Genomic DNA, 17,732 nt, shown 5'->3' with positions numbered 1-17,732 from the left:
AATGTATCCCAAAATACTTTTATCCAAAAAATATCTGCCATTAGCCTTCAAAGTTGATTTATTTTTGTAAAAACCGTGATTTATCTACTATTCAATGCTATTATCAATGATATAAATCTCTTCATTTTCCATAAAGATAACCAAGTAAACTAGTATTATTACTGGTTTAAAGAAAAATACTTGTGTTGTCTTTACCGATGTAAAAAAAAAGATTCAACAAGCTTGGGAGAACTAAAAAATTAGTTCTCAAATGTTTCTATAAGCGATTTTTCAAATAGTTGTGATTTTTGCAGTGACAGAGATCACAACAAAGTATGATATTTAGCTCTTGCGGCCTGCTTATTATTTTAAGTATAAGCAAATAAGTCAAGGGAAATATCTACTGTGAGTAAGAGTTTTATGTTTGCAATTGAAAATAGTGAAAATAACAAGTTTGCGAGTTTGCCAACCATAGAGGAACAGATCGACATTGGTCGTAAAATCTTAAATCAGACCCAACCAGATTCTTGGTTTAGTACTAGTTTCGATAAAAATGACTTCAAATATGTTAGTGAAGATGGTTACAAGACACTCCTCAATGAAGGGTATAATGAGATATATAACTTGCTAAAAAACGGTTCCAATACAGTTGAAGTCTTGGCTGAAAATGTTACTAATTCGCACCCGGAAGACAGCGATCAATTCTTTAACTTGTACGATTATGGTTTACAAGCCGAGTCCCCAAGTTGGATATCTGCTGAAGAAGAGTACAGTAAGCTAGATGTAAGCGTTCTTGCAGATCTCGTCACAGAAAATTGTGAAATAAATCAAACAGAAAATGAATTAATTAAGCAGGAACTTAAGAATAGTCAAATTACTATGAATTGCATTAGGTCATCTTTGGATGTGTTGGGGGGAGATGAAGATGATTTCTGGTCTATGATTGAGACTGGGATTGGAACTGCAATGGATTTTTCTGAATCCGTAGAGTTTGTTAGAAACTGGATTGAGCAAAATGGTATTTGGGATAGTAAGACCCCTATCTTGGAATTAGAGTGCGATCGCAGTTTAACTTTCGAGGAAGACTTACCCGAATCAATCCCAAGTCAGGAAGAAGTAGAAATATTACCTGCTGATGTTACTGCCAACTTAATTCAGGAAGATGGTCTAAATACCTTAACTGATGAAATAATAATTAATTATAGTATTGTTAGAAAAAACAACTGTAAACATGAAGTTTACTTCTATGTCGTTGACGATATTAATGGTACTGTAGAAGGTTTAGCACCAACTGAGAATGGTTATGTGGAAGCTGCACTGAATAATATCATCTTCCCCAACTTTTCTAACAGCGCTCATAAGATAGAAAGTGGAACTCTTCAATTGGATGCTGGTTCGTTAATCGTTCCTTTAGTTATAGAAGAAGGAAGTCTCGCAGAAGTACAAAAAGGTAACGCAAAAGTTTACTTTTCCTATGCTGGTGCTATTGGTGGTGATGGCTTAGATCGCATTAAACTACTTGATGGTAATGTCTTCGGTTTCAACTATCAACTTGACAATGATGATAACGATATCGTAATTAAATTGGATAACTCGAATATCTGATTTTATATTCGACAATCTACTTGATTTTTAGTCATTACGAATAAAATTCACTCCGCTTCTGATTTGTATTCAATTCAAATCAAACTCCACTGTAATAAATTCTGAGATAGCAGAAAATCATTTGAGTAACAATTTTGTAACTTCATTAAAATCCTAATTTTAAAATCAAACTGACACAAATCCTAGTAAAGATATATAATGCAGGATAAAAAGTAAAACTTCGAACTTATAAGTAATTTTTTGAGGCTTTAGATGAATTTGGATTATAGAATTAAGAGATAAAATTTCAACTTAATCATTAAAGCTTGAGAAAATTACCATTTTTAGAAAGTGTTTATCAATTTAATGTTTTAATTTTATTATCTATAACTCTAAGGAAATTACGAACTTCATCACTTGTTTGTTGATATTTTTCAAAATCTACACGGTAGATTTCTTTTAATTCTTTTAGAGTAAGGTATTTGGGATGGTGAATTTCAGCAATTCTTGCATAAAGAAACTCAGAACGATTTTTTCTAATGAAAAATGAATAGATGTGAATTGCTAATTGGGTTGGGGTAATTTCACCAAATAATTTGTACACAGGTGCTAAATCTTCTGAAGCATTTATATTCCCAAAATACTGATGACGTTTATCAATTTTCCATCCATTTCTCTTAAAAACCGCCCCAATGGACTCTCCTCCAAGTATTTCGTTGTGCTCTTTGGCAAAAAGTGGATCGACGATATCTGGATAACGTACAATCGCAAGGGTTCGAGTAGTCTTGCGATCATGACTAATACTGTATAAGTTTGATACTCTTATTTTTTCCCCAGATTCTAAAACTTCAATCCCATAGCTGCCAAATTTTGACTTTATTCTTTCACTATTGAGTAAAGGACGTAATTGAGTATAGTCAACATTCGATACGCTTTTATTTGAATTACTCGATTCACCATAATTGACTTTTATTGAACAGCTGCTGAGGGAAAATAGCACTAATGCAAGTATTGCGAAAAATTTTCCTTCCAGTCGCATCCCCATTTTATTTTTCCCCCTGAAGCTGTCCAAAAATAAGATATCTACTTTTGAGTATCCCATTTTTGAGTACTCGATTATTTTGGGACGATCACTGCTTCAGATCGTAATCAGAATACTACCAAAGAAACGTCCATCACCAAGGGACCAATTAGCCCAACAGTTTCGAGTCTTATCACCTAGAGATTTAATGAAAGGACTCAAGCTAATTTGACATTTTTGAATCCGATTAGCTCTCAATATACCGTCAAGGGATAGAGTAAAGCGGTTACCCCACACAGAGATATCTTTACTTTCTTTACCAAGTTCTTGAATTGTGGCTACAATTGCAGCATCCCCAATAATACGTAGAGCAAAAGGCCCAGAAATGAAAGAAACTGGCGATCGCACATCCACACTCACATCATAGGTCCCTGGTGCAACTTTTTTAAATGACACAAAGCGGTAGTTATCTTTATGTTGTTTCTCCTTAAGGTATTCACTCTGCATTTTCTCTACCTTTTCAATAGGAATAGCAAATGATTCGTCTACAGATTTGAGAATATCGGGTTTAAAGGATTGCAAATCTGGTTCCCAACAGAGATCCTCATGGGACTGAACAAGACCCAATACTTTATCTTCTTCCATCATCAGAAGACCGGGTGTTTTATAACCATTGAAGCGACTACCGATCGCACTACAATAAGAGCCGCAGTGGGTGAGAAAGAGTGGATCTCCTTCTTGTATCCCTGTCAAGTCTGTGCGATCAAGAATTACATCTCCAGCAAAGCAAAGAGGACCAGCTATTGCATCTGAACCACCCCGGGGAAGAGGAGAATGTTCTGCATTGAGTACTGTCTGTCCAAAACCTGCCATTGTTACTTTCAGAAGCTGATTAGTACCCACATCTATAATTCCCCATCCACGTCCCCTAGTAGTCTTTCTTGTAACTACCCGCGTGAGAAGACCGATAGTATCTCCTACTAAAGAATTTCCAGGTTCTAAGCGATATGTAAATCTATCTTGCATCAGAGATGCAAAAATTTTGGTAAAAGAAGTTAGAGAAGGATAATCTTCTTCCTGGCGACCGGGGATCCCCAGTCCACCACCAAGATTGAGTATTTCAATTGAATGGGAAGTATTTTCGTTAATGATATCTGCTAGATCGTGCAAGAAATCTAGACAGACTTCGAATATCTCCAGATTATCCATTTGAGTCCCCACATGTACATGGAGTCCGGAGAAAGTAAGATGTGTCTGCTGCAAGCAAAAAATTACTTCCTCAGAGGCTATACCAAACTGACTTAAAGGGGAACTGTGGGCAGTGTAACGTTGGTATTCTGCATACTCCAAGTAACCTGGTAAATTACCAGGATTCACTCGAAGAAAAAGTTTTCCAGGGAATTTTTGGTCATTTAGACGCTCTTCCAGTTTCCGAATATGGGATGGTGCATCAAGAACAACTGAAGCGCCAGCCTTTAAAAGGTTCTCTGCAAGACAAATATCTGGAGCAGGAGAGTAGTAACTAATTCGAGAAACGGGAATTCCAGCCAGACGAGCTAAAAAGATTTCATGACCAGTCGCACAGTCAACTCCACTACCCTCCGCAGCTAAAGTCTCAAGTACAGCCATAGAAGGGTTGGTCTTGACTGGATAGAAGACGTTCGAAGTAGACTTCAACAACTCAGCATAAATTATAAAATTACGCCTGAGTTGAGCGCGATTAAATATATACAGTGGTGTTCCATAAGTAGCACTCAGGTCGCGCATATCGATTTTGGCTGACCAGGTTTCCATTTGTCGCATCATACTTATCTCAATACTTTGCCGTCGCTTTTTAGTATAATTTCAGGAAAAACAAAAAAACTTACCAATACTTTGTTAAAGACTTACAAATACTTGGTTAGTTTTATAAACTAATAATTTTGAAATAACCAATTAATCATTAAAATCAGAAATTAACATCATCTATTCATGGGGATGCATAATATGTTTATGTGTGTTGCCCTACAGTTGATAGCTTTATGGCAGATGATTTCGTTAACCTAGATAAAAATAGTTACTTTTTTCTCCTGCAAGAAGTTACGAGCTTGCGGGAAAAGCTTGGAAGACTAGAATCTTTTCAAATACGTAGCGAACAACAGGAAATTTGGCAAGATTTAGAAGAACGTAATCGACTATTGAGTGGGGTTGCAACTGCGGCTAATTGTCTGTTATCTGTAACTAATTATGATGATTCTATCGACGCTGCTTTGGCGGCTTTAGGAAAAGCTACTGTTGTGGATCGGGTATACATCTTTGAAAATTCTCTTCACCCTGAAACTGGCGAACCACAAATGACACAGAATTGGGAATGGGTTGCACCTGGAATTAAATCACAGATTAATAACCCATTATTAAAAAATCTTCCCTATAAGGATTTTTGTCCGCGTTGGTATGAACTCCTTTCTCAAGGCGATGCTATTGTTGGAATTATTAAAGATTTTCCAGATAGCGAGAAAGAGATTCTTACATCCCAAGGTATACACTCAATTTTTGTGATGCCAATTCAGATAAAGAATAAATTTTGGGGATTTATCGGTTTTGATAATTGTCACATAGAACATCAATGGTCAGAATGTCAACAGTTGGTATTAAAGTCTGCTGTTGGTACTTTGGGTACAGCGATCGCGCGCCATCAAACTGAGATAAAATTACGAGAATCACAACAGTTCCTACAACTGGTAATAGATAATATCCCCCAGTCTATTTTCTGGAAAGACTGTAATTCTGTTTATCTTGGCTGTAACAGTAACTTTGCACGCATATCTGGTGTTGAGAAACCAGAAAATATTATTGGTTTGACTGATAATGACTTATCTTGGGAAGATTCCCAGTTTAATTTTTCCCATAAATGGGAACGGGAACGACAGGTTTTGCAAACAGGTTTTGCACAATTAAATATTGTTGAGACTCAAAAGCAAGCAGATGGACAAGAATTTTGGGCAAACACCAATACAATACCACTGCGAAATACTGAAGAACATGTGGTGGGGATTCTTGGAACCTATGAAGATATCACCAAACGCAAACAAGCAGAAGAAAGTTTACAACTAATCCAATTTGCCCTAAACCGAGTTCAAGACTGTGTATTCTTAGTTGATTCCCTGGGAAATTTTTCTTACGTAAACGAGGCTTCTTGCCATATTCTTGGTTATTCCCAAGCAGAACTCCTGAATATGAGCGTGTTCGATGTTGATATCACATTACCTCGAGATAATTGGTCAAAAATTTGGGATCAACTAAAACAGGAAAAATTTTTAAATCCTGAGTCTATTTTGCAAACAAAAAGTGGCAAGCAGTTTCCTGTAGAAATCAGTGCTAATTATTTAAAGTTTAATGATAAAGAATACAGTTGCGCAATTGCTCGTGATATTACGGAACGTAAAAATGCAGATGCAGCATTGAAACAATTAAATGAAGAATTAGAGTTTAGAGTTGAAAAACGTACAGAGCAGCTATTGCAGGCAAAAGTAGAAGAGCAAAAGTTAATCGCCCTGATTGAACACAGTCACGATTTAATTACAATTGCCTCACCGGACAATGAATTACTTTATATCAATGCTGCGGGTTGTAAACTTCTGGGTATTAGTGACTATTGTCAAGTTAAAAATGAAACTTTTAGAAAAATATATTCTCCTGAGATATGGCAGTATATCTTACAAGATGTGCAACCAACCCTTTTGAAAACTGGATCTTGGCAAGGAGAATTACTTCTCAAACACTGTTTGACTGGTGAAATTATTGAAATCGAAAGTAGTATTTTTCTGATTCGTGATCAACAAACTCAAGAACATCTTTATACAGCTAGCATCAGTCGAGACATTCGCGAACGCAAGCAAGTAGAACTACAACTAAAGCAACAAGCAGAAGAATTGGAAAAAAGTCTGTTTGAACTTCGTTACACCCAAACTCAACTAATTCACAGTGAAAAAATGTCCAGTTTGGGTCAGATGGTAGCAGGGATAGCCCATGAGATCAATAATCCTGTCAGTTTTGTTTATGGAAATTTGAATCCGGCTTCCTCATACTTCCAAGATTTACTCGGATTAGTGAAACTCTATCAACAATGTTATCCCGAACCCCCACAGGTAATCCAAGAAAAGATAGAAACTATAGAACTTGATTTTCTCGAACAGGATTTAACAAAACTGCTAGATTCAATGCAAGAGGGAACGCGCCGGATTAAGGAAATTGTCATTTCTCTACGCAATTTTTCTCGCTTAGATGAATCTGAATTCAAAAAGGTGAATATTCATGATGGAATTGATAGCACTTTGATGATTTTACGCAATCGCTTGAAAGCTCAACCCAATCGTCCAGAAATTACAGTCGCGAAGCGATATGACAACTTACCTTTGGTAGATTGTTACCCCAGCCAGTTAAATCAAGTATTTATGAATATTCTCAACAATGCAATTGATGCTCTGGATGAGTATAGTAAAACACTGACTTTTGCAGGAATTAACGTTTATCCTTGCTACATAAATATTGCCACTGAAAGAATTTCAGATAACAGTGTCACAATTAGAATTACCGATAATGGTCCTGGGATTTCCCAAGATATTCAAGATCGTTTATTTGAGCCTTTTTTTACTACTAAGGATATTGGTAATGGTACGGGATTAGGATTATCTATTAGCTATCAAATTATTGTTGAAAAACACGGTGGCAAGTTATCTTGCCAATCTAATTGTGGTCAAGGAACTGAATTTATAATTGAAATTCCAATTACTCATTAAGAATTACTCAACAAGAATTACTCAGCAAGAATTACTTCTTGATTTTAAAACTATTTTCGCACAAAGCTTTCACAGCATTCCCGTCGTCAGTAGAAAAGGAAAATATTTGAGTTAAGAGCAAAAATAAAAAATTAATTAAGGTCACCAAAATCTTTAACACTTAGTTGATATTTCTATTAAAATCAAAGAGGCGTTAGGAAATAACGGAAAACAGTTCAGCACCAAGGCAGAAAAATAGTAAGTTAAGCCTTTGAGGAGTAATTTCACAGTAAATTGCGTTTTCCCTAATTTAATTATCCTGAGGGAACTATAAACTTTAGAATATTGAGATTTTAGTGCAAATACTGCCCCCAGCCACACAATTATAAGTGAGTAGTCAACGGCAAAAAAGAACAGTAATTAACTAACAGTTAACAGCGAACGCCACGTCCTTACGGGCTATAGTTATCAGTATTATTTATCAGTAGTTAGCCGGTTTACGCTAAACCTTTACTACCTAAATTTAATGGCTTACATAATGCTTTGACAGACTATAGTTACAGCTTATTGTTTGCATAATATATGCAGATAATACCAATTCGATAAATCATTGCAACAGATTCTCCGGTAGAGACGTTGCAGAGGCTAACGCCGACGCCGCAGGCTCTGCAACGTCTCTATAGAAATCTATCTGTCTCATTATTTTTCCAAATTGGTATAAGTATGCGTTTCCCAAATAGAAGGATTAACTGAAATATTAGCTGATAAAGATTAATTGACTAGAAAGAATGGTTTCAGTGAGGAGTAATTTATGCCACAAAGCCTTACCAATGCTACCGACCGTGCTTACGATATTTTGCGTTCTGAATATCATCCACTAGATGCTATTTTTGCACCTAAGAATATTGCAGTTATCGGCGCAACAGAAAAAGAAGGTAGTGTTGGACGAACTCTACTGTGGAATTTGATTCGTAATCCTTTTGGGGGGACAGTTTTTCCGATTAATCCTAAACGCAACAGCGTTCTAGGTATAAAGGCTTACCCAAAAATTTCAGATTTACCCGAATCCATAGATTTGGCAATTATAGCGACACCAGCTCATACGGTCCCAGGGATTATTGGCGAGTGTATCGATGCAGGAGTAAAGGGTGCGATAACACTTTCAGCAGGTTTTAAAGAGACAGGTGAGGCTGGAGTAGAACTAGAAAGACAAATACTCCAGCAATTACGCCGGGGAAGTATGCGCTTGATTGGTCCCAATTGTTTGGGTATCATGAATCCCCATACTAACGTCAATGCTACTTTTGCTAGCAGTATGGCTCTTCCGGGAAAAGTCGGATTTATTAGTCAAAGTGGGGCACTTTGTACGGCAATTCTTGACTGGAGTTTCAGAGAACATGTGGGTTTCAGCGCTTTTATCTCCATTGGTTCCATGCTTGATGTTGGTTGGGGCGACCTGATTTATTATCTCGGTGATGACCCTAATACTGAAAGTATAGTGATTTACATGGAAGCAATTGGTGATGCTCGATCTTTCCTTTCTGCGGCGAGGGAAGTAGCTCTAACAAAACCAATTATTCTCATAAAATCAGGGCGCACGGCTGCAGCAGCAAAAGCAGCAGCTTCCCACACTGGAGCATTAATGGGAAGTGACGCAGTATTAGATGCTGCATTACGACGCTGTGGGGTCTTAAGGGTCGATAGCATCTCAGAACTATTCGACATGGCAGAAATTTTAGCTAAACAACCCCGCCCGAAAGGCAAACGACTAACAATTCTTACAAATGCAGGAGGTCCGGGAGTTATTGCTACCGATGCTTTAAATACCGGTGGAGGTGAGTTAGCGCAACTATCTGAAGATACAAAAAATAATCTCAAGCAGTTGTTACCTGCCAATGGTAGTTATAATAATCCGATTGATTTGTTAGGGGACGCTCAACCAAGTCGTTATGCAAGCGCCTTAGAAATTGCAGCCAAAGACTCTGCAAGTGATGGTTTGCTGGTAATTCTCACACCCCAAGCCATGACCGATCCGACCCAAACCGCTCAGCTATTACAAAATTATGCTCACCTGGGTAAACCAGTGCTAGCTAGTTGGATGGGAGATATTGCAGTGGAAACGGGATCGGAACTTCTCAACAAAGCCTCTATTCCCACTTTTCCCTATCCCGATACAGCGGCGCGAATGTTTAATTATATGTGGCATTATAGCTACAATTTGCGATCGCTCTACGAAACTCCAGTACTTCCCGATAATGCGGATACCGATATTCCCGATCGCGCCCTAGTGGACAAAATTATTAATACAGCCCGCGAAGCTGGAAGAACTTTACTTACCGAAGCCGAGTCAAAAGAATTGCTTGGAGCCTACGGTATTCCCACTGTTACTACGCGAATTGCTATAGGTGTAGAGGAAGCTGTCAGAGTTGCAGAAGAAATTGGCTATCCGGTTGTATTAAAACTATTTTCTGAAACCATTACCCATAAAACTGATGTTGGTGGCGTACGTTTAAATTTACACACATCTGATGAAGTTAGAACGGCATACCAAGCAATTGAGTCTTCTGTTGCAGAAAAAGTGGGAGCAAATCACTTTGCAGGGGTTACCGTTCAACCGATGATAAATTTGAAAAACGGTTATGAATTAATTTTGGGTAGTAGTATTGACCCCCAATTCGGTCCCGTTCTCTTGTTTGGTTGTGGTGGTGAATTAGTAGAAGTATTTCAAGACCGAGCCTTGGGTTTACCTCCCCTAAATACCACATTGGCGCGTCGAATGATGGAGCAAACGCGGATATACAAAGCTTTGCAAGGAGTGAGAGGTAAAGAATCGGTTGACTTAGCCGCATTAGAACAGCTAATAGTCCGCTTCAGTCAATTAGTAGTAGAACAATCTTGGATTAAGGAAATTGATATTAATCCTTTGTTAGCACAAGCTAATGGGGACTCCTTACTAGCCCTTGATGCTCGGGTGGTACTACAAAAATCATCGAGCAAAGAAACTCAACTACCAAAACTAGCAATTCGTCCCTATCCTAATCAGTATATTTATACTTGGGAAATGCGTAATGGTACTAAAGTAAAAATTCGTCCGATTCGTCCTGAAGATGAACCATTGATAATTAAGTTTCATCACACAATTTCCGAGGAAAGTGTTTATTTTCGCTATTTTCACCTGATTAAACTAAGTCGAAGAATTGCTCACGAGCGCCTCACACGTTTATGTTTCATTGACTACGACCGACAAATAGCTTTAGTCGCAGATTACAAAAATCCCCACACCCAACAGCATGAAATTTTGGCTGTAGGTAGATTGAGTAAACTCAATGGAAAACGAGAAGCAGAATTTGCTCTCATAATTAGCGATCGCCATCAATGTCAGGGACTCGGAAGTGAGTTGTTACAACAACTTTTGCAAATTGGACGCGACGAACACCTGAAGAAAATCAGCGCCGAAATTCTGGCTGAAAATACGGCGATGCAACATGTTTGTAAAAAACTAGGATTTCATATCGAGCGTACAGAGGATCCTTCCGTGTTAACAGCAGAAATTCAACTGTAATTCTGTTCCATTTTTGGCGTTGCATATTTGCGGTTGGGAAACCAAATTTGTATAAGCTGAAACTATTGATAAATAAGGGGGAATTTTTTGTATATATTTAAATCATTCCGTGTTGATGCAACGCCCCTTTTTTTGTGTCAAGTCCAATTTCCTAGTAACAAATAAGGGTTTTTTTTAATCCTATTTTTGCAACACAACCCGTTTTATCCCATCTACAAAACTACCAATTATTCCATAGCTTTATAGTACTGTCTGTACTAGCAGAGGCGATAGTGTTACCGTCAGGACTGAATGCTATGCTATTGACGTCAGAATAGTGTCCTTTAAGAGTTTTAATTAAGTGACCCTGTAAATTCCATAGCTTCACGGTGTTATCGCTACTGCCAGAAGCTATGTTATTGTCGGGGCTAAATGCTACACTATTAACCCTATTAGTGTGTCCTTCGAGGGTCTTAATCGTATGACCCTGTAAATTCCAAAGCTTTATAGTTTTATCGTAACTAGCAGTGGCGATAATGTTACCACTGTAATTAAATACCACGTCCCACACAGATCCAGTATGCCCCTTTAGGGTTTTAATCTCCTGTGTCTGCAAATTCCACAGCTTAATAGTATTGTCCCAACTAGCAGTAGCGATGATTTTACTGTCGGGGCTAAATGCTACGTTAAAGACCACAGAGCCATGTCCTTCGAGGTTCTTAATTACGTATCCCTGTAAGTTCCAAAGCTTAATCGTTCCATCCGCATGACCAGAAGCGATGGTTTTGCCGTCAGGGCTAAATACCACACTAAAGACCATAGAACTATACCCATTATGAATAGTGTTAATCTCATTTCCCTGAAGGTCCCATAGCTTAATAGTACTGTCCCAACTGGCAGTAATGATGGTGCTATTGGGGCTAAATGCTACGCTCCAGACCGATCCTTCATGCCCTAACAGGGTTTTAATCTCTTCCCCCTGCAAATTCCACAACTTTATAGTGCCGTCTGTACTAGCAGAGGCAATGATGTTACCGTCAGGACTGAATGCTACACTATTAACATCAGAGTTATGCCCCTTGAGAGTTTTAATCTCTCCACCCTGAAAATTACCCATCTTATCGTTTGTGCTTTCCTTTACTCTATAAACCGTAAGCTGAATCATGCCCTTGAGGGTGGAATGCTTAAATACTAATTACGTCTTATGTGAATTAGAAGCTGAAGTGAAGAAGGCAGAAGGCAGGAGGCAGAGGGCAGAAGGGAGCAATTGGTAGGGGCTTCCGACCCGCTACCAATTGCAAGCCACCAAAATAAATTTGGTGGGGGTCTTAAACCCTTGCTCCCTCCGGTCGCCAGAAGCTCTACGGCATAGTCCTTCTGCCTTCTGCCGTCGAACTTCTGCCTTTCCTGATAACGTAAATTCGTGAGAATAATCACAAACGTGATTTAAGCCGATTCTTGAAATACTTGATATTACAAGGCTGAATCTCATTCACATTAGCCGTTAATTACTAATCTTTTCTGAAGAAATACTTTGTGTTAGGTTGTTAATAATTTTCAGCAATATAACTAGTCACCTCGTATAGCTGAAGATTAATTTAAATTAGTGCTTTTTTTCTCTTTTATAGGTGGGTTTAGCATTTTTGAGCAAACTATCTTTGTGATAGATGAATTGTCCACAAATTCATCACCTCTGCTGTATAAAGATTTTGAAGGTTATTCATATGTCTTCAATCAAGGTTAGAGTTAGGGTTTGATATATTTGGCAATAGTTTAGAGATAACTTTAATTTCAAACATTGTGATTTTCCTTTGTTAATTGTCAATACCAGTAGGGAGAAAAGTTGTGACTCTACCATAAGCAACAACATGGCAGATTTTTGTCCGCAAGGTGCGTACAAAAAACTTTTACAAAATAGTGGTTTTAGATTTTTTCAGTTTTATCACAAGATACACATATTAAATATCCACCTCAGGTCACAAAGTGACTTAGCAAGACTTCAGACTTGATGTTGATATGTGGAATGCTATCACACTGTGACTATATTTTTTGTGAAATCATGCCGAACACGTATTGATTACCCTTTTTTGAGTGAAAATAATTCTAGCGGCACTAAAAAAATAAATATTTTGAGCAGGTCTTCCCCAAGGGTTAAATCTTATTCCACAGAGTTTGACAAAAGATACAGGTAGTCTTAAAGATGTAATTATGAAGAACCTGGTGTAAGAACGATTTAGCGAGGACTACGACTCTTGCATGATATCGCCACAATCTGGGAATTAATCAAGGACAACTTCTAAGTTTACCCTTATCACTTTATTTGCCTTTGAATTGGGTAGATTTTATCTAGTTTTGTCAATATCCTGGTTCTTCCTTCCTTTTGCGACCCTTTCTCTAACTTACTTACAGCGATGTTAAGAAATATTTGACTAATGCATAGCATTTCAAGGAAAGAAATAATGATATTTCCGATCTAATTTAATATCACATTGTGACTTTTGTATATAATAGGATACATAATGGATAAACTAAAATTTGACAAAGCATTTGAGGGGTTGACACATCGACAGAAAGAGGTATTGCAGGAAATATTATCTGGTAAGACAGATAAAGCGATCGCCAAATCTAAAAACATAACAGAAGTATCTGTTAGAAAACATGTTCAAAGAATTTGCAAAGTATTTGAACTAAAAAATTTTCCTGGTCAACAGTACTCACAACGTCCTGTGTTGATCAATTTATTTGCGAAATACAAACCTGGATTAGTCAATTGTGAACTGTTGAATCTGGGTGTTGAGAATAACGAACAGCAATCTTTCACTTCTCCAGTTAGTATAGATTCTGCCTTTTATGTAGAACGCCCTCCAATTGAGAGTTATTGTTATGAGGAGATAGCAAAACCAGGAGCTCTACTGCGAATCAAAGCACCCCAGCATATGGGTAAAACATCGCTAATGGATCGAATTATTCAATATTCCAAAAGTATTGGTTATGAAACGGAAACTTTAAGTTTTAAACTGGCAGATAGTAAGATATTCACTGAACTAGATAAGTTTTCCAAATGGTTTTGTGCTGTTATAAGCAATAAGTTAAGGTTGCCTAACAAGCTAGATGATTATTGGAACGATCTTTTTGGATGTAATTACAATACCACAATTTATTTGCAGGATTATCTGTTAAAAGAAATCAACAGCCCTTTGGTTCTTGCTTTGGATGACGTGGATTTGGTTTTTGAGCATTCTACAATAGCGAATGATTTCTGTGTACTGCTCCGAGGTTGGCACGAGCAAGCCCGTCGCGGTAATCGCGATAGTGAAACTTGGCAAAAACTTCGCCTGATTATCGTACACGCAACAGATATTTACAGTTCAATGGATATAAATTCCTCACCTCTGGCTAATGTGGGTAAAATTGTTGAGTTACCGGAGTTGAACCATGAACAAGTAAAAGATTTAGCACATAAGCATAAACTGGATTGGAGTGATGTTCAGGTTAATAAACTAGTTAATTTAGTAGGAGGACATCCATATTTAGTGCAGTTAGCTCTTGATTACATGAAGTATTCAAATGTAACTCTAGAACAACTGTTGCAACAAGCTCCCACAGAAGCTGGTATTTATAGTAACTATCTACGCCAACATTTAGGAGAACTCGAAGAAAATCCCAAGTTGGCAGCGGCTTTCCAAGATGTAGTACTCAAAAACGATTGGGTTCAATTAGATCCAGTACAAGCGTTTAAGTTACATAGTATGGGAATAGTCAAAATAGAGGGTAATAATGTAAAGCCCAACTGCCAATTATACCACAGTTATTTTAAGGTTCATCTTAGTAAGATCTGTTTGCCCTGAATCTACTCTTTGTGTTAGCAGTTTTTTGACAAAGTTGATTTTTCAGACAGTTGTGGTTTTGAGTACTTTCAAAAGATGCAAAAATCAATAAAAAAAACACAAGAATATTATCAAGCTGGGGCAACTCTACCTCCCGATGCTCCTAGTTATGTATCAAGACAAGCTGATCGAGAATTCTATGAAGCATTAAAAGCTGGCGATTATTGTTATGTGCTGGGTTCTCGTCAAATGGGTAAATCTAGCTTGGAGGTACGAACACGAAAAAAATTAGAAGCAGAGGATGTTGCTTGTGTTGTAATCGATCTATCTGTATTTGGAACCCAAAATGTTACTACAGAGCAGTGGTATGCAAACATCATCCAAAGTCTGGCTAAAAGTTTTAACTTAAAGTTTGAGCTACCACTTTGGTGGCGAAAGCATGAGATGTTATCTATTATGCAGCGATTTATTGACTTTATTGAAGAAGTTTTGCTTGTACAGATAAGCCAGCATATTGTCATTTTTATAGATGAAATTGATAGTGTTTTTAGCTTAGATTTTAAAACAGATGATTTTTTTATTTTTATTAGGAGTTGCTATAACCGCAGAACTTATAGACCAGAATATCATCGTTTAACCTTTGCCCTTATTGGTGTAGCAAACCCATCAGAATTGATTCGGGATAAAAAACGAACTCCCTTTAATATTGGTAGAACCATTATATTGAATGGTTTTCAGTTAGAGGAATCTCAATTGTTAGCTAAGGGATTAGAAGGCAAAGTAAAAAATCCTCAAAAAGTTATTAAAGAAATATTAAGATGGACGGGTGGACAACCCTTTCTAACCCAAAAACTTTGTAAATTAGTCCTTGATTATCAATCTAAGATTATTGTTGCAGCCGAAGCGCAGAGTGTTGAAAATATAGTCAAGCTGCATATTATTGAAAATTGGGAATCACAGGATGAACCAGTTCATTTAAAGACAATTCGCGATCGCCTTTTGAAGGATAAAACTAAGATAAACCAGAAGCTAAAATTATATGATTCTATTTTACAAGCAGGCAGAGCAAGCACTGATGATTATGATTTAGAGATGAATTTACGGCTTACAGGATTAGTAGTCAAATGCGAAGGGAAATTACAGGTATATAACCAAATATATAAAGAAGTTTTTAACCAAGATTGGGTCAAACAAGAATTTAATAAGCTTCGACCTTATGCAGAATCCTTGAGAGCTTGGCTAGAAACTCAAGATGATTCGCTGCTATTACATGGAGAAGAACTTAGTTATGGATTGAAGTGGTTGAAAGATAAAGGCTTAGTTCCAAAAGATGATTTTAGTCTTAAGGAGTATAAGTTTTTGATCGCTAGTTCGATCGCAGACAAACGCGGGACTTTAACACAAGCAGATCGGAAAACCATTAAATTGGCAGAAAATTTGCTCCGGAAGCTTGACAATCCCTTACCTATAATCAGAAGAGTATTGTCGGCTGATATAACTAGAGCGGAGCCTGCTCTTACCCAGAAAATTTTCCAGTGCATTCTTGATGATAAACTTCCCAAGAAGCAGATTGAGGATAAAGCTGGCTGGATAGCTAGAATAGTTGATGAATTTATAATTAAGGATTGGCATCAAGATAAGCAGGGACATCTAAGAACAATACGTGAAAAACTATTAAAAAGCAAAAACACTAATAATTTACTAAAAATTTATCGCCAAATTTTGCAACAGCGACCAAGGATAAAAACAAATAATAGCCTTGAGCAGCAAGAGCTGATTAAATTGGGATTGGTAGTTAATCAGAGGGGAAATCTAGTAGTTGGGAATGGTATTTATGAGATTGTTTTCAATCAAGACTGGGTTAGTAAAGAACTAAATAAACGTAAGTATAGAAAACAGAAATACTTAAATTTTTTTACTTTTATAGTAGTTGTTATTTTATTCACTGTATCTTTTATTTACAGGAGACATCATCCTAGAAAAATGGCTGAAGTGCCAAATGTTCCGAAAGGTAATTTTAAGTATGGTGGCTCTACAACTTTTGCATCGCTGCGCACTGATAAAATAATTTCTACAGTCAAAAAAGCACACCCGAATTTTAATTTAGAATATGTAAAGTCGAAAAAATATAATCCAGGCTCAGGTACAGGAATTCAAATGCTTATCGATGGAGAAATAGATTTTTCTGAGTCTTCTCGACCTGTCAAAGAATTTGAGATCCAACTGGCTAAAGAAAAAGGATTTGAAATGGAATTTAGACCGATAGCAATTGATGGAATTGCTGTTTATGTCAATTCCGGGTTAGCTGTTGGGGAATTGACTATATCTGAATTACGGAAAATTTTTACTGGGGAAATCAATAACTGGCAAGAATTAAATTCTAATTACAAAGATTGTAATATTCAGATTTTTAGTCGTAATTTGAAGGCTGGTGGAACTGTAGATTATTTTAAAGAAAATGTGTTAGCAGAGCAAGAGTTTGCAGATTTTGAAGAAGTGAAAAGCACAACTGAATCTGTCCATAAGGTATCTATAAGTCCTTGTGGAATTAGTTATGCAACAGCTTCACAAGTTGTCAACCAAAAGGAAGCAAAAATTAAGCTTCTCTCTCTTGCAACAAATAAAAATTACAGTTACATTTCCCCAAGAAGTAAAGATAACTTTTATTCCACCAATATAAAAGCTTTTAGTGATGGTTCCTATCCCATTACTCGGAAAATTTTTGTGGTTATTAAAAAAGATGCTGGTCAAGCCCAAAAGGCTGGTGAAGCTTATGTCAACTTATTTCTTAGTGATGAAGGTAAAGAATTAATTAAAGAGGCTGGTTTTGTACCTATTGATGTCGATCGCTCAAAATAAGATTGTGTTGCAAAAATAGGATAAAAAACAATAAGAAGATTTTATATTCTATGTAGTCTTGATAGTTTCACAAGATAAGTAAATCCGTAGCCCAAAACTATAAAAATACAAAACCATAAAAATAACTTTTAAATATATTCCAATTGAGTCTATATTCTCAATAA

General features: G+C 37.0%; 8 protein-coding genes. 5 read left to right on the top strand and 3 right to left on the bottom strand.

The features are described 5' to 3' along the window. The first annotated feature begins 384 nt into the window (after positions 1-384). Positions 385-1,584 carry a hypothetical protein gene (locus tag BC008_RS09920; protein WP_153009558.1) on the top strand — a complete coding sequence of 400 codons (1,200 nt, stop codon included), beginning with the start codon at positions 385-387 and terminating at the stop codon, positions 1,582-1,584. Between the two features lie 337 nt (positions 1,585-1,921). On the opposite strand, the gene BC008_RS09915 is transcribed toward BC008_RS09920, so the two are convergent. Both BC008_RS09915 and BC008_RS09910 read right to left on the bottom strand, forming a co-directional pair. Beyond that, positions 1,922-2,665 carry a hypothetical protein gene (locus BC008_RS09915; protein WP_058183483.1) on the bottom strand — a complete coding sequence of 248 codons (744 nt, stop codon included), beginning with the start codon at positions 2,663-2,665 and terminating at the stop codon, positions 1,922-1,924. A 36-nt stretch (positions 2,666-2,701) separates the two neighbouring features. Continuing rightward, the gene (locus BC008_RS09910; RefSeq protein WP_027844086.1) at positions 2,702-4,390 is read right to left on the bottom strand and encodes a diaminopimelate decarboxylase family protein; all 1,689 of its coding nucleotides are present in this window, start codon (positions 4,388-4,390) and stop codon (positions 2,702-2,704) included. A 215-nt stretch (positions 4,391-4,605) separates the two neighbouring features. Between BC008_RS09910 and BC008_RS09905 the strand changes: the two genes are divergently transcribed. Continuing rightward, positions 4,606-7,362 carry a PAS domain S-box protein gene (locus BC008_RS09905; protein ID WP_058183481.1) on the top strand — a complete coding sequence of 919 codons (2,757 nt, stop codon included), beginning with the start codon at positions 4,606-4,608 and terminating at the stop codon, positions 7,360-7,362. 790 nt (positions 7,363-8,152) lie between these two features. Then, positions 8,153-10,903, top strand: coding sequence for a bifunctional acetate--CoA ligase family protein/GNAT family N-acetyltransferase (locus BC008_RS09900; RefSeq protein WP_027845326.1), 2,751 nt, complete (start codon positions 8,153-8,155; stop codon positions 10,901-10,903). A gap of 220 nt (positions 10,904-11,123) precedes the next feature. Here the strand turns inward: BC008_RS09900 and BC008_RS09895 are convergent, their stop codons facing one another. After that, a complete protein-coding gene (locus tag BC008_RS09895) occupies positions 11,124-11,999 on the bottom strand; it encodes a WD40 repeat domain-containing protein (RefSeq protein WP_235595843.1) in 876 nt (291 codons plus the stop codon). A 1,402-nt stretch (positions 12,000-13,401) separates the two neighbouring features. On the opposite strand from BC008_RS09895, the gene BC008_RS09890 reads away from it, so the two are divergent. Both BC008_RS09890 and BC008_RS09885 read left to right on the top strand, forming a co-directional pair. After that, complete coding sequence (locus BC008_RS09890; protein ID WP_027845327.1) at positions 13,402-14,730, top strand: AAA-like domain-containing protein; 1,329 nt, start codon at positions 13,402-13,404, stop codon at positions 14,728-14,730. Between the two features lie 75 nt (positions 14,731-14,805). Beyond that, the gene (locus tag BC008_RS09885) at positions 14,806-17,568 is read left to right on the top strand and encodes an AAA-like domain-containing protein (RefSeq protein WP_058183479.1); all 2,763 of its coding nucleotides are present in this window, start codon (positions 14,806-14,808) and stop codon (positions 17,566-17,568) included. The last annotated feature ends 164 nt before the right edge of the window (positions 17,569-17,732 follow it).

It is taken from the genome of Mastigocoleus testarum BC008 (assembly GCF_001456025.1).
Lineage (GTDB): Bacteria > Cyanobacteriota > Cyanobacteriia > Cyanobacteriales > Nostocaceae > Mastigocoleus > Mastigocoleus testarum.
This window is presented reverse-complemented; position numbering and strand designations above follow the sequence as displayed.

What these genes read in the sequence shown, in the direction of transcription:
- BC008_RS09915 (WP_058183483.1), bottom strand. Translation starts at nt 2,665, where the DNA reads ATGGGATACTCAAAAGTAGATATCTTATTTTTGGACAGCTTCAGGGGG.
- BC008_RS09910 (WP_027844086.1), bottom strand. Translation starts at nt 4,390, where the DNA reads ATGATGCGACAAATGGAAACCTGGTCAGCCAAAATCGATATGCGCGAC.
- BC008_RS09905 (WP_058183481.1), top strand. Translation starts at nt 4,606, where the DNA reads ATGGCAGATGATTTCGTTAACCTAGATAAAAATAGTTACTTTTTTCTC.
- BC008_RS09900 (WP_027845326.1), top strand. Translation starts at nt 8,153, where the DNA reads ATGCCACAAAGCCTTACCAATGCTACCGACCGTGCTTACGATATTTTG.
- BC008_RS09895 (WP_235595843.1), bottom strand. Translation starts at nt 11,999, where the DNA reads ATGGGTAATTTTCAGGGTGGAGAGATTAAAACTCTCAAGGGGCATAAC.
- BC008_RS09890 (WP_027845327.1), top strand. Translation starts at nt 13,402, where the DNA reads ATGGATAAACTAAAATTTGACAAAGCATTTGAGGGGTTGACACATCGA.
- BC008_RS09885 (WP_058183479.1), top strand. Translation starts at nt 14,806, where the DNA reads ATGCAAAAATCAATAAAAAAAACACAAGAATATTATCAAGCTGGGGCA.